The organism is Cellulomonas sp. Leaf334 (assembly GCF_001424195.1).
Lineage (GTDB): Bacteria > Actinomycetota > Actinomycetes > Actinomycetales > Cellulomonadaceae > Cellulomonas.
Genome location: NZ_LMOO01000005.1, coordinates 483,004 through 495,959 on the forward strand (window position 1 = coordinate 483,004; position 12,956 = coordinate 495,959).

A 12,956-nucleotide genomic window follows, 5' to 3' on the forward strand; every position below is an offset into this window, starting at 1 on the left:
CGCCCCGTCAGTCCACCCGCAGGTCCAGGCCCATCGCCTCGACGATCGTCACGGCCTGCGGGAGCGTGATGATCGCCCGGTCGAGGGTCACCGCAGCGGGGTCGATGCCCGTCAGGTCGCTGCCACGCAGGTCGCAGCCGGTCAGGTCCGCGCGGTCCAGCCACGCGCCGGCCAGGTCGCAGTCGCGCAGGGTGCCGCCCGCAGCCCGGACCCCGGTCAGGTCGGCCTCGCGCAGGCGTACCCCGGTGAACGACGCGGAGTGCAGGTCCGCCTTGGTCAGCGCCACGAACGACCAGTTGCCGCCCTCGACCTTCGCGATGTCCCAGGTGCAGTCCTCGAACCGGGAGCCGATCAGCTTGCACCGCTCGAACCGCACGTCGAAGAACGTGCACCGCGTGAACGTGCAGCTGATGAACGCGGCGTCGGTGTGCACGGAGGCGTTGAGCTTGGCGCCCCGGAACACGCACTCCTCGAACACCGCGCCGGTGCCGTACGCCTCGGTCAGGTCGAGGTCCACGAACTCCACGTTGCGGAACTCCTGGCCGGACAGGTCCCGCGCGTACCAGTCCTCGCCTCGGACGGTCGTCGTGGTGGTGGGCTGGGTCATGCGTCGATCATCGCGGGTGAAAACCTTGCGTGGGGGTCAGGTGGCCGGACCCGTCTCCTCGAGGAGTCTCAGGGCCGCGCTGACACGCGGGTTGCGTTGCGGGTCGGCGTCGATCCCGAGCGTCGCGTACATGCCGTTGACGTGGTTCTGCACGGACTTCTCGGTGATGCCCAACCGGTCGCCGATGCCCGCGTTCGACAGTCCCGCGGCCAGCAGGCGGAGCACCTCGTACTGCCGGTCGGTGAGGCGCGCGACGTCGGACCCGGCCCGCGGCGTCATCCGGTCCAGCAGGGCGGGGTCGAGCACCGTCTCGCCGACGGCGGCGGCGCGCACCGCGTTGACCAGCACTTCCTCGCTGGTCGACGAGGTCTTCGAGAGGTACCCCCAGCCGGCTGCGACGTCTGCGGGCAGGTCCAGGAGGAGGTCCATCGCGTCGTGGGCGGACAGCAGCAGGATGCCGAGGGTGGGGGTCGTGCGGCGCAGCGTGACCCCGAGGGCGATGCCGTTCCCGTCGGGCAGGTCGATGTCCAGGATCACGCAGTCGACGGAGCCGGGGCGCAGCAGGCGGGTCGCCTCGGTGGCGGTGCCGACGGCAGCGACGACCTGCAGGCCGGGGGTCCCGGACAGCGTGTGCTCGAGCATCGAGCGGAACAACGGTTGGTCCTCGACGATCGCGACGCGGAGGGGGCCGGTGGTGGGAACAGTCATCGCCGCCAGTATCGTCTGCGGCCGGGTCCGACGCGCGGGCTCACGTGGTGGACCATGAAACGTCACACGAATGCGGGCGGGGGCGAGCAACGATGGTCACGATGTCGACCGAGTCGGCAGCCGTCGTCGCGCAGCGTCGGCGGGACAGCCGTCAGGACCAGATCACGCTCCTGCGCGGGTCGGCGATCATCGCGCTCGGCTACGGCCTCGGCGCCGCGCTGCAGTCCACGTACGTCTACGCCAACCTCGTCCCCGCGTGGCAGATGGTGCCGCTCGGCTCGCGGCTGGCCGCGAACGGCATCGCTGTCGCGGTGCTCATCGCCGTCCTCGCCGCGGTGCGGGCCCACCGTGCCCGACGCTGGTGGTCGAGGATCCTCGTGGTGCTCGTCGCGGCGGCTGCGGCGGGCTTCGCGAGGTACGTGGCCCAGCTCGCCTTCGGCGTGTACGACGAGCCGACGGAGGCCACGCGGGACGCCGAGGTGCTCAGCGGCTTCCTGCTCGGCGTCGTCTCGGCCGGGATCGGGATGTGGGCGCTGTCCACGCGCCAGATCGCGCGGGTGAGGACCCGGGCCGCGACCCGGGACGCCGTCCATGTCGAGCTGGCCGTCAAGGCGCTGGAGCAGGAGGAGATCCGCGTGCGTCGCGCCGTGGCCGAGGGGTTGCACGGCACGCTGCAGTCGAAGCTGATCCTGGTCGACGCCCGGCTGGGCGAGGTCCTCGCCAGCGCGGACCGCCTGGACCCCGCCGACGCCGACTCCCTGGCCTGGGTGCGCAGGGAGCTCGACGAGGCGCGCGACATCGACGTGCGGCAGATGAGCCGCTTGCTCTACCCGGACCGCCTCGAGCTGGGTCTGGTCCCCGCGCTGCGCGCGCTGCTCGGCCGGCTGCCCGCGAGCATCGCGACCCGGCTGACGGTGAGTGACGCGGTCCGGACGCTCGACGACCCCACCGGTTCCAGCCTGACGGTGAGCGAGCGGCTGCTCGCGGTGCGCGTCGTCGAGGAGGCCGTGTCCAACGCGCTCAAGCACGGCCCGGCGTCGTCGGTCGCCGTCACGCTCGACGTGGTGCAGGACGTCCTGCACGTGAGCGTCCGCAACGACGGGGCGCTGTACGTCCCGGAGACGGCGGGCCTGCCGTCGGGGACCGCGCGTCTGCAGACCCGGCTCTCGCTCGTCGGGGGTCGGCTGTCGCTGACGCCGGGCTCCGAGAAGGGGGCGCATCTCGAGGCGTGGCTGCCGTTGGGTGCAGGTCTGGCCTAGATCGACTTCAGTCACGAGTTGGACGACTGTCCTACTTGACGGATGTGCCGTCTATGTGCTGGGTGAAAGAACCCGACAAGCCGGGCGGGCGGGGTGCTGCAACCCAGGGCCGACCGGGTGATGCTGCCGATGTCACCTACGTTCGCGGTCGACCGCCTCCCGGCGTGTCTCCGTGAGCGGGTCTCGGTGAGGTGCCGATTCCCCGCACCTTCCCGATCAGGAGATCACCATGGCTTCCACGAACGTCAGGAACGACGTCATCGCCCAGGACGCGCCGGAGCGCAAGAAGCGCAAGCGCGCCGCCATCGTCAGGTTCGGCCTCGTCGGTGCTGCCCTCGTGGGCATCGGCGCCGCCGCCACCTCCGCCGCCTGGACCGACGACGCCTGGTTCAGCGCCACGGCCACCGCCGCGACGATCGAGCTCGAGGGCAGCCTCGACACGACGCCGCGCACCTGGGACGTCGCGGACGACGAGGTCGGCGCGCTGGAGATCCCCGCGGAGGCCTTCGCCGACCTGGTTCCCGGCGAGGTCCGCGAGTACATCGTCCACGTCCAGAACGCCGGCTCGGTGGACATCACCGTGGCCGCGCCCGTGTGGACGCCCAGCACGACGGACGCCGACCTGTTCGCTGCTCCCGCGCCCGTCACGGTGACTCTGAGCCAGACCGCGCCGTTCACGCTCGAGCCGGGCGACAGCGGCGACGTCACCGTCACCATGACGGCCCCGTCGTGGACGAACGCCGAGGACGAGTACCAGGGCGCCAGCGGCTCCGGCACCATCCGGTTCACCGGCACCGTCGGGTCCTGATCCACCCGTGCGGCCGGCCGGCGACGCTCGGCCGGCCGCACGACCTCCATCACCGTCCGTCTGCAACCCGAGGGGGTGGCTCGTGCGCGTCGTCCGTCTTCTCGGGAACGTGGTCCTCTGGCTGCTCGCCGTGGTCGGCGTCCTCAGCGCGGTGCTGTGGGGGGCGACCAAGCTGGGCTACGTCCAGCCCCTCGTGGTGATCTCTGGCTCGATGGAGCCGGGGATCATGACCGGTGACCTGCTCCTCGACGTCCGCACACCCACGCAGGACGTGCACGTCGGTGAGGTCGCCGCCATCTACAACCCCGTCACCCAGAACCTCGTCTCGCACCGGGTCATCTCGGTCGAGCGGACCGGCGACTCGGCGTGGGCCATCCAGATGAAGGGCGACGCCAACAACTCGCCCGACGGTGGCGTCTACGACGTGGGCGCGTACGTGTGGCAGCCCGTCCTCCAGGTGTCCGGTGGCGGTCGCGTGATCGCGGCCGTGGCGCGCCCGTCCGTCGCGATCCCGCTCGGTGTCACGCTCCTCGCGTTCATCGGACTGAGCTCGCTCTCCCGGCCGGAGGACAGCGAGGGCGACGACACGCCCGCGCCCGCGCTCGAGGACGCCGTGACGCGATGACCCGACGACTCGGAGCGGCCGGCGTCGCGAGCATGATCCTGGCGCTCGTGCTCACGGTGGCCGGGGCGCTGCTCGGCGCCGGCGCCGCAGGAGCAGCTCCGACGAGCGTGCCGCTCGCGTTCGAGTTCGCCGGGCTGTACCCCGGCGAGAGCCAGGCGCAGTCGCGTACCTACCGGCTCGACCGCGACGCTCGCGTCGTGTCCGTGAGGTCCGGCACGACGCCGGGCGCGACCTGGACGGCCGTGCTCTGCCGGCAGGGGACGTGCACCGACGTCCTCGCGATGCGGGCTGGCCAGGAGCTCGCCGCGGGGGACTACGACCTCCGGGTCGGTGTCACCGCGACGAGCCTGCTGCCCGGTGACGTCAGCTCGATCGAGGGGCGACTGTCGCTCGTCGAGGCCGGGACCGGGAACCTCGCACACACCGGTTCGGACACCTGGCCGGTCTCGCTCGCCGCACTCGCCCTGACCGCGCTCGGCCTGCTCCTCGTGCTGCTCGCACGCCGCCGGCGTGACGACGACCGGGCCACGACGCCCGACGCCACCGCCTGACCTCGAACGTCCCACGACCTCAGACCGACCGGAAGGACCGACATCATGGACAGCACCACCGAGGGTGTCGCGGCACCCGACCCGAACCGTCGTCGCCGCCGCAAGGGAGTCGCGGTCCGGTTCGGCCTCGCCGGCCTCGCCCTGGTCGGCATCGGCGCGGCAGCCACCTCCGCCGCATGGACGAACGACGCCTGGTTCAACGCGAGCTCGAGCAGCGCGAGCGTCCTGCTCGACGGCTCGGCCGCCTCGGCGACGGGGCCGTGGACGGCCGCGGACACCGACGCGACGGGCATCACGTTCGCGGGCACCACGTTCTCCCTGCTGGTGCCCGGCCAGACGCGCACGGCCACGTACTGGATCAAGAACAGCAGCTCCACGTGCCTGAACGTTCCCGCGCCGACGATCACGAAGGCCGAGCCGCTCGCAGGTGTCACCGCGAACGACGCCGCCGTGACGCTGTCGACGACAGCGATCGGCAACATGGCGCCCGGCGCCGTCCAGGCGGTCACCGTCACGGTGACGACCCCGACCACCTGGTCGACGACGCACCAGAGCCAGACCTCGGCGACCGCCCTCAAGATCGCCTACACCGGTACCACGGTGGCCGCAGCGACCTCGACCGGCGCCTGCGCGTGACAGGACCCGGCCCGACCCGGCACCGCGCGCGTCTCCGACGCCGCGTGGTGCCGTTCGTCGCCCTGGCGGCGATGGTCGGGCTGGTCCAGTCGGTCGGGACGACGACCGCGGCGTGGACCAACGACGCCCGGACCGTGGCGTCATCCTCGGGCATCATGTCGGGCGAGGAGTTCCAGGCCCGTGGCCCGGGTGACAAGTGCCTCGACATCGAGAGCCGGCAGAACGCGAACAACACGTCGATCCGGCTCTACTCGTGCAACAGCACGCCGGCGCAGAAGTGGTGGCTGACGACGACCGGGCGCATCGAGGCCTTCCGCGAGGACCCGGGCGACAACGGCGTCACGGGCATCCGCTGCATGCGCGTCTCGGGCAACACCAACGGCGCGACCGTCTACCTGATGACCTGCCCCGCCGGCACGAACGTGTCAGCGGACTTCCGGTGGCGGTTCGTCGCCAACGCCGACGGCACGGTGCAGATCCGCAACCAGCAGGGGACCAACCCGGCCACCGGCGACCGGTGCCTGAGCTGGCAGACGCCACCGCCCGGCACCGACCCCACCCCGCTCACGATGCGCACGTGCGGCGCCACCGGCTACGGCAGCTCGTGGCGGATCGAGCAGTACGGCACCCCTCCGTTCCCGTGATCGGCGCCCTGACCCTCGGCCGTGCTCGCCGAACGTTCCTCACCGTCGCCGTGGCGGCCGCACTGTTCCTCGCCGTCGCCGTCGGGACCTCCGCGATCGGTGCGACCTCCGCCGCGTGGACCAACGACGCGCGGGCTGCCGCGGCCGCGTCGAGCGGGACCTGGTCGGCCGCCGGTGTCGGCTGCGTCGTCACCGACTCGGCCGGCAACCCGGTCCCCGGGCCGACGTGCCAGGTGGCCTTCGGTCCCGACACCGACGGCAGCGCCAACTGGAACATCAAGGCCACGGTCTCCACGACGAGCGCCACCCCCGTGTACTGGAAGCTGACGGTCGACTTCGCCGCGGCCCCGTTCGCGCCCACGGTGAAGCGGGTCGGCGAGTACTCGGGCGGCGCCGTGATCGCCCCGCTGCCCGCCGGCTTCTGCTCGGCGTCCACCCGCGCGGTGACCTTCACCGGTCGGGCGGACTGGGGCAGGGCCACGATCAGCGCAAGCAGCCCGGTGGTGCTCGACTTCGTCGGCAGCAACACGGGAAACGCCGGCAACCTGGTCTACGCCTGCCCCTGACGCGGTCACTCCACCGGCGACAGCTCGGGGCGCTTGGGTGCGCGGTCGTCGCTGCTCACTCGACCGGCGACAGCTCGGGGCGCTTGGGTACGCGGTCGTCGCCGGACGACGTCCCGCGCAGCCGTCGCGTCGCCCACGGGTACAGGTGCTCGCGCACCCAGGCGGCGTCCTCGCGTGCCTTCTGCATCCGGGGGGTGGGCGGCAGCGGTGTGAGCGGGTCGTCCCAGGCGGCGTCGTCCGGGGTCAGGCCGAGCCCGACGAGCGCGCCCTGGGCCACCCGGGCGTGCCCGTCGGTGGTCAGGTGGATGCGGTCCTCGGCCCACATCCGCCAGTCACGCAGGGAGCGCATGCCCCACAGGTCCACGACGTAGGCGCCGTGCCGCCGGGCCATGGACCAGATGAGCGCGTTGTAGATCCCGACGCGGCTCCGGGTCGCGCGCACCAGCGGGCTGTCGGCGGCGTCGACCCCCGTGCCGAGCAGCACGTCGACCCCCGCCTTGCGCAGCCGGACGACCCCGGCCTCGAGGTTGCGCGCCATCCGGTCCACGTCGGCCCCCGGCCGGAGCAGGTCGTTGCCGCCGCCGACGAGGCTCACCAGGTCGGGCTGCAGGGCGAGCGCCGCCGGGACCTGCTCGACGAGGATCGGGCGCAGCAGCCGCCCCCGGATCGCGAGGTTCGCGTACTCCACCGGGGACTCGCCCGCGGCGGTGCGGCGGGCGGACAGGTGCGACGCCAGCAGGTCGGCCCAGCCGCGCTGGGCTGCCTCGCGGCCGTCGGGGTCGTCCCAGAGCCCTTCGGTGAACGAGTCGCCGATGGCGACGTACCGGGACCAGCGGGGAGTCGAGGAAGTCACCACCACATTGTTGCTCAGGTCAGCGACCAGTCCACCGGCGCCGCCCCCTGCGCCACGAGGAGCTCGTTCACGCGCGAGAACGGCCGTGACCCGAAGAACCCACGGCTGGCCGACAGCGGGCTGGGGTGCACGCTCTCGACCGTCGGCACGTGCCCGAGGGCCGGCTTCAGCGACTGCGCGTCCCGGCCCCACAGCACGGCGACCAGGGGTCCGCCCCGCTCGACGAGGGCGGCGATCGCGCGGTCCGTCACCGCCTCCCACCCGTGCCGACGGTGCGACGCGGGTGCGCCCGGCCGGACCGTCAGCACCCTGTTCAGCAGCATCACGCCCTGGTCCGCCCAGGGGGACAGGTCCCCGGTGGTCGGGGGCGCGACGCCGACGTCGGCGACGAGCTCCGTGAAGATGTTGGTCAACGACCGGGGCAGCGGCCGGACGTCCGGCTGCACCGAGAACGACAGCCCCATCGGGTGCCCCGGCGTGGGGTACGGGTCCTGCCCGACGATCAGCACGCGCACGTCGGCGAGCGGGCGCCGGAACGCGCGCAGGACCGCGTCGCCCGCCGGCAGGTAGCTGCGCCCGGCGGCCACCTCGTCGCGCAGGAACTGGCCGGCAGCACGCAGCTGCGGCTCGACCGGTGCGAGGGCGACCGCCCAGTCCGGGGCGACGAGCTGGTCCAGGGGTGCGGCGGTCACGCGGGCGAGAGTACCGAGTCGTCGGCCCGGCTCGCCCGGGTCGCGGCACACGGGGGACGACGCGCCGACGGGAATGACACGCGTGTCATTACGGTCGTACGATGACCGAGGTCGTCGTCGGCACGCCGTCGAGACCGTTCGCAGGAGAGCAGGACCAGGAGAGCACAGGAGGACGCATGGACGCCGCGACGATCGCCATCGGATCGCTCGAGCAGACCCACGGCACGTCCTCCACCGGGCTCTCCGAGCGCGACGAGCAGGTCCTCGCGTTCGAGCGGCAGTGGTGGAAGTACGCAGGTGCCAAGGAGTCGGCCATCCGTGAGCTGTTCGACATGACGGCCACCCGGTACTACCAGGTGCTCAACGCCCTCATCGACGACCCGGCGGCCCTCGCCCACGACCCGATGCTGATCAAGCGGCTGCGCCGGATGCGCTCCTCCCGGCAGCGCGCGCGCACGGCCCGCCGGCTCGGGGACGCCTGATCCGCCCTGGTCGGCGGTCTCGATCGACGTCCTCGCACGTGACACGGCACACGTCGTGCCTCAGGTGGACCCGTCTGCACGACCTGAGCCGTTAGCCTGTCCGGCGTGAGCAAGGCGGAGTACTCCTACCCCGAGGACGAGTTCGACGTCCCGTCGAACCCCGACGTCCCCCGCGGGGTCCATCGCGCACCCCGGTCGGCATGGAGCAGGTGGTGGAAGTTCCTGGTCGTCCTCGCCCTGCTCCCCGTGCTCGCGTTCACGCTCGTGAACCTCGCCGCACGCGACGGCAACCTCCCCACGCTCCCCGGCACGTCGAACTCGCCGGACGCGCAGGAGACCCCGGCCGACACCGCCACCGAGGGTGAGGGTGAGGCCCCGGCCGAGGAGACACCGCCCGTCGAGGAGCCCGTCGCGCCCGCACCGGTGATGGACACGCCGATCGTGGTGCTCAACGCCGCCAGCATCGGCGGTCTCGCCGGGGAGCAGGCGGAGCAGCTCACGGCGGCCGGATTCACCGCCGTGACGACGGGCAACACCGAGGCGGAGGGCGACTCCGTCGTCTACTTCACGTCGGAGGAGCTCCGGGCGACCGCCGACCTCGTCGCCCAGACCCTCGGTCTGACGACCGTCACGCTCGAACCCGCGGACGACGTCATCGGCATCTCGGTCGTGCTGACGAGCGACCCCGACGCCTGACGAGCGCCTCGAACGGACCCTGGTCCGGCCCGGAGCGTGGCCACTAGGCTCGCGCGCACCGGGCGCCGGCGGAGCGCTCGGCCCCGGACGTCGAGGAGTGCGCATGGCTCAGGGCATCGTGAAGTGGTTCAACGCGGAGAAGGGGTACGGGTTCATCACCCCGGTCGGGGGAGGCCAGGACCTCTTCGTGCATTTCAGCGCGATCCAGTCGGACGGCTACCGGTCACTCGAGGAAGGCCAGGACGTCGAGTTCGAGGTCGGCCAGGGCACCAAGGGTCCGCAGGCCGAGCAGGTCCGCGCCCTCTGACCCCGTGGTCCGCACGGGCCGTGCACCCCCGGTGCGCGGCCCGTCGCCGCGTCCGGACCCCGCGTCACCGCTCCAGCGCGTCCAGCGCGAGCAGGACGCACGCAGCGCTCCAGCCGAGCGGCGCCACGGCGGCGGGGGACCCGTCGGCCAGGACCTTCTCCGGCAGCGACCCGGACGGGGTGCGGTGCGTGTCCAGGAACGAGAGCCACCCGTCGGCGAGCTCGGGGTCGCCGTTCTCGGCTGCCACCCACGCGTAGAGCGAGGTCTGCGGCGTCCAGGAGACGCCGTCGTCGCGCCACCCGGCACCGGGAGCGAGCCCGTTCGCCGGCCGCACCATCGCCGTGGCCGACGCCCGCCACGCCGCGTCGACCCCGGGCACGGGGCTGGTCAGGAACGGGGGGAGCAGGAACGCGCTGGCGGCATCCGCGTGCCCGCCGTCGAGGTGCCGCGCGAACCCGGTGGCGCCGAACCCGTTGATCACGGCGACCTTGGACCGGATCGAGGCGTCGAACGCGGACCGGGCGAGGGCGTCGTCGTCGGCGAGCTCCAGGACGACCGCGGCCTGCTGCAGGCCGGCGACCAGGGGCGCGACGGTGCCCAGCGTGAGGGTGTCCTCGGGCACCTCCCAGTAGTCGGGCGACGCCGGTGGCAGACCGTCGTGCGCGACCAGCGAGATCGCGTGCCGCGCGGACCGCTGCACCAGCGGCAGGAGCTTCTCCGCGGCCTCGGCACGCTCGTCGGGGTCGGTGATCTCTGCGAGCACGAGCCCCGACGCCCACATCACCCAGCCCGTGCCGTCGGTCTGCACGCCGCGGTCGTCCGGCGGGCCGGAGCCGTCGGGGAGGTACCGCGCCTGGAACGAGCCGTCGGGGGACTGGACCCGGTCGAGGAAGCCGAGGATCTCGAGGGCGTCGTCGACGTGCCCGGTGCGGGCCAGGGCGACGGCGACGAACGACGCGTCACGCGGCCACACGTACCGCCACTTCTCCGACCAGGCCGCGACCGCGGCGCCGTCGGGGAGCTGGAGCGCGTGCAGGTCGAGCAGAGCGGCGCGCGCCATGTCCTCGTACGGTCCGCCGGTGCCCGGGACCGTGCCGGCGGCGAGCCACGCCCGCTGCCGGCCCGCGACGGAGTGGGCGGCGCTCACCGTCGCGCCGCGCTCGGCGGCGACCGCACCCGCGACTGCGCGCGCGAGGGTCGAGGCGGCGGGGTCGACGACGTGCGTGCCGGCCAGGAACGTGGCGTCGGTGCCGACCGCGAGCGGGACCCGTCGGCCGCCCGGCAGGGTGGTGAGGCCCTCGAGGTACAGCGGGATGGTCGCGTACTCGGGAGCGGCCGGCTCGGGGACGACCACGGTCGCGGTGCGGGTGTCGGTGGCCAGCGCCCCCGCCGGTGCGGTCGCGACGAGCAGCGTCGTCCCGGCCGCCACGAACGCGGTGGCGACGAGCCCGCCCGTCCGGCGGCGGCGGTGCGCAGGGCCGTGCCGGTGCGCGCGCGCGACCACCACCGCGGCGTGTCGGCCGTGGCTCTCGACGTCCTCGTCGTGATCGCGCACCTGCGCACGATAGCCGTGACGGGCTCCGCAGGGGTCGCTTCGGGGCCCGCGCGGGACGCGCTCTGGGCGAACGCTGCTTGCACTCTCGGGGGTCGAGTGCTAACCATTGGACTTAGCACTCTCCGGTGGAGAGTGACAGAACCACCACGGCCGTCCGGTGAGGGCCGTCGCACGCGGGACAAGACCGCGGGTGACGTGCTCGTCCGTCGCGGGCACCCTCGGCCGACCCGAACCCAGTGAAGGATCACAGCCCCATGGCCAAGATCATTGCCTTCAACGAGGAGGCCCGCCGCGGCATCGAGCGGGGACTCAACATCCTCGCCGACACCGTCAAGGTCACCCTCGGCCCGAAGGGCCGCAACGTCGTCCTGGACAAGAAGTGGGGCGCCCCCACGATCACCAACGACGGCGTCTCCATCGCCAAGGAGATCGACCTCGAGGACCCCTTCGAGAAGATCGGTGCGGAGCTCGTCAAGGAGGTCGCCAAGAAGACGGACGACGTCGCGGGCGACGGCACCACCACCGCCACCGTGCTCGCCCAGGCGCTCGTGCGCGAGGGCCTGCGCAACGTCGCGGCCGGCGCCAACCCGATCGCGCTGAAGAAGGGCATCGAGAAGGCCGTCGAGGCCGTCACCGCCGCCCTGCTCGCGCAGGCGAAGGACGTCGAGACGAAGGAGGAGATCGCCGCCACGGCCGCCATCTCCGCCGGCGACCAGGCGATCGGCGACCTGATCGCCGAGGCGCTCGACAAGGTCGGCAAGGAAGGCGTCATCACCGTCGAGGAGTCCAGCGCGCTGGGCCTCGAGCTCGAGCTCACCGAGGGCATGCGCTTCGACAAGGGCTTCCTGTCGGCGTACTTCGTGACCGACCCGGAGCGCCAGGAGGCCGTCCTGGAGGACGCCTACGTGCTGCTCGTCGAGTCGAAGATCTCGAACGTCAAGGACCTGCTGCCCCTCCTGGAGAAGGTCATCCAGGCCGGCAAGCCGCTGTTCATCGTCGCCGAGGACGTCGAGGGCGAGGCCCTGGCCACGCTCGTCGTCAACAAGATCCGTGGTCTGTTCAAGTCGGTCGCAGTCAAGGCCCCCGGCTTCGGCGACCGCCGCAAGGCGATGCTGCAGGACATGGCCATCCTCACCGGTGGCCAGGTCGTCTCCGAGACCGTCGGTCTCAAGCTCGACACGGTGGGCCTCGAGGTCCTCGGTACGGCGCGCAAGATCGTCGTCACCAAGGACGAGACCACCATCGTCGAGGGCTCCGGCGACGCCGCCCAGATCCAGGGCCGCGTCTCGCAGATCCGTGCCGAGATCGACAACTCCGACTCGGACTACGACCGCGAGAAGCTCCAGGAGCGCCTCGCCAAGCTCGCCGGTGGCGTCGCCGTCATCAAGGCGGGCGCGGCCACCGAGGTCGAGCTCAAGGAGCGCAAGCACCGCATCGAGGACGCCGTGCGCAACGCCAAGGCGGCCGTCGAGGAGGGCATCGTCGCCGGTGGTGGCGTGGCGCTCATCCAGGCCGGCAAGACCGCGTTCGAGGGCCTCAAGCTCGAGGGCGACGAGGCGACCGGTGCGGCGATCGTGAAGCTCGCGATCGAGGCTCCCCTCAAGCAGATCGCGATCAACGCCGGTCTCGAGGGTGGCGTCGTGGCCGAGAAGGTGCGCAACCTCCCCGTGGGTCACGGCCTCAACGCCGCGACCAACACGTACGAGGACCTGCTCGCCGCGGGCGTCAACGACCCGGTGAAGGTCACGCGCTCCGCGCTGCAGAACGCGGCGTCCATCGCCGCGCTGTTCCTCACCACGGAGGCCGTCGTGGCCGACAAGCCGGAGCGCAACCCCGCGCCGGCCGGTGGCGGCGGCGAGGACTTCGGCGGCGGGTTCTGATCCGCAGCTGAACAGCTGAGCACGACCTAGCACGGCCGAACGGGCCGGTCACCTCCGGGTGGCCGGCCCGTTCTGCGTCGCGCCGTC

At 72.5% G+C, this 12,956-nt stretch carries 16 protein-coding genes; 11 read left to right on the top strand and 5 right to left on the bottom strand.

Annotated elements, in window-relative coordinates; translation table 11 throughout:
* Positions 1–7: 7 nt before the first annotated feature.
* Both ASF78_RS12645 and ASF78_RS12650 read right to left on the bottom strand, forming a co-directional pair.
* Positions 8–607 (bottom strand): pentapeptide repeat-containing protein, encoded by a 600-nt coding sequence (locus ASF78_RS12645; protein ID WP_056589698.1) that lies wholly within the window; start codon positions 605–607, stop codon positions 8–10.
* 36 nt (positions 608–643) lie between these two features.
* Positions 644–1,315 carry a response regulator transcription factor gene (locus tag ASF78_RS12650; protein ID WP_056589701.1) on the bottom strand — a complete coding sequence of 224 codons (672 nt, stop codon included), beginning with the start codon at positions 1,313–1,315 and terminating at the stop codon, positions 644–646.
* Between the two features lie 101 nt (positions 1,316–1,416).
* Here ASF78_RS12650 and ASF78_RS12655 point away from each other — a divergent pair, with 101 nt between their 5' ends.
* The 7 genes from ASF78_RS12655 (at position 1,417) to ASF78_RS12685 (ending at position 6,404) form a co-directional block, all read left to right on the top strand.
* On the top strand, positions 1,417–2,574 hold the full coding sequence (locus ASF78_RS12655) for a sensor histidine kinase (protein ID WP_235518555.1): 1,158 nt from the start codon (positions 1,417–1,419) through the stop codon (positions 2,572–2,574).
* Between the two features lie 229 nt (positions 2,575–2,803).
* Positions 2,804–3,382 carry a hypothetical protein gene (locus ASF78_RS12660; protein WP_056589707.1) on the top strand — a complete coding sequence of 193 codons (579 nt, stop codon included), beginning with the start codon at positions 2,804–2,806 and terminating at the stop codon, positions 3,380–3,382.
* Between the two features lie 82 nt (positions 3,383–3,464).
* Positions 3,465–4,007 carry a signal peptidase I gene (locus tag ASF78_RS12665; protein ID WP_056589710.1) on the top strand — a complete coding sequence of 181 codons (543 nt, stop codon included), beginning with the start codon at positions 3,465–3,467 and terminating at the stop codon, positions 4,005–4,007.
* On the top strand, positions 4,004–4,558 hold the full coding sequence (locus ASF78_RS12670) for an LPXTG cell wall anchor domain-containing protein (RefSeq protein WP_056589713.1): 555 nt from the start codon (positions 4,004–4,006) through the stop codon (positions 4,556–4,558). The genes ASF78_RS12665 and ASF78_RS12670 overlap by 4 nt, the downstream gene beginning before the upstream one ends.
* A 45-nt stretch (positions 4,559–4,603) precedes the next feature.
* On the top strand, positions 4,604–5,194 hold the full coding sequence (locus ASF78_RS12675) for a hypothetical protein (protein ID WP_056589716.1): 591 nt from the start codon (positions 4,604–4,606) through the stop codon (positions 5,192–5,194).
* Positions 5,195–5,238: 44 nt separating this feature from the next.
* The gene (locus ASF78_RS12680; RefSeq protein ID WP_056589725.1) at positions 5,239–5,838 is read left to right on the top strand and encodes an RICIN domain-containing protein; all 600 of its coding nucleotides are present in this window, start codon (positions 5,239–5,241) and stop codon (positions 5,836–5,838) included.
* Complete coding sequence (locus tag ASF78_RS12685) at positions 5,835–6,404, top strand: hypothetical protein (RefSeq protein WP_056589727.1); 570 nt, start codon at positions 5,835–5,837, stop codon at positions 6,402–6,404. Before ASF78_RS12680 ends, ASF78_RS12685 begins: the two co-directional genes overlap by 4 nt.
* A gap of 55 nt (positions 6,405–6,459) precedes the next feature.
* Here ASF78_RS12685 and ASF78_RS12690 read toward each other — a convergent pair whose 3' ends face one another.
* On the bottom strand, positions 6,460–7,257 hold the full coding sequence (locus ASF78_RS12690) for an SGNH/GDSL hydrolase family protein (protein ID WP_369816329.1): 798 nt from the start codon (positions 7,255–7,257) through the stop codon (positions 6,460–6,462).
* A gap of 14 nt (positions 7,258–7,271) precedes the next feature.
* Positions 7,272–7,949 carry a uracil-DNA glycosylase gene (locus tag ASF78_RS12695; protein WP_056589730.1) on the bottom strand — a complete coding sequence of 226 codons (678 nt, stop codon included), beginning with the start codon at positions 7,947–7,949 and terminating at the stop codon, positions 7,272–7,274.
* A 176-nt stretch (positions 7,950–8,125) separates the two neighbouring features.
* On the opposite strand from ASF78_RS12695, the gene ASF78_RS12700 reads away from it, so the two are divergent.
* From ASF78_RS12700 to ASF78_RS12710, 3 genes are all read left to right on the top strand, one after another.
* On the top strand, positions 8,126–8,431 hold the full coding sequence (locus ASF78_RS12700) for a DUF3263 domain-containing protein (RefSeq protein ID WP_056590854.1): 306 nt from the start codon (positions 8,126–8,128) through the stop codon (positions 8,429–8,431).
* A 105-nt stretch (positions 8,432–8,536) separates the two neighbouring features.
* Positions 8,537–9,127: a LytR C-terminal domain-containing protein gene (locus ASF78_RS12705; RefSeq protein WP_056589733.1), complete on the top strand. Its 591-nt coding sequence runs from the start codon at positions 8,537–8,539 to the stop codon at positions 9,125–9,127.
* 103 nt (positions 9,128–9,230) lie between these two features.
* Positions 9,231–9,434, top strand: a complete 204-nt coding sequence (locus ASF78_RS12710) for a cold-shock protein (protein ID WP_056589736.1) — start codon at positions 9,231–9,233, stop codon at positions 9,432–9,434.
* A 64-nt stretch (positions 9,435–9,498) separates the two neighbouring features.
* Here ASF78_RS12710 and ASF78_RS12715 read toward each other — a convergent pair whose 3' ends face one another.
* Positions 9,499–10,989, bottom strand: a complete 1,491-nt coding sequence (locus ASF78_RS12715) for a hypothetical protein (protein ID WP_056589739.1) — start codon at positions 10,987–10,989, stop codon at positions 9,499–9,501.
* A 254-nt stretch (positions 10,990–11,243) separates the two neighbouring features.
* Between ASF78_RS12715 and groL the strand changes: the two genes are divergently transcribed.
* Positions 11,244–12,869 carry a chaperonin GroEL gene (groL, locus tag ASF78_RS12720; RefSeq protein ID WP_056589741.1) on the top strand — a complete coding sequence of 542 codons (1,626 nt, stop codon included), beginning with the start codon at positions 11,244–11,246 and terminating at the stop codon, positions 12,867–12,869.
* Positions 12,870–12,956 lie beyond the last annotated feature (87 nt).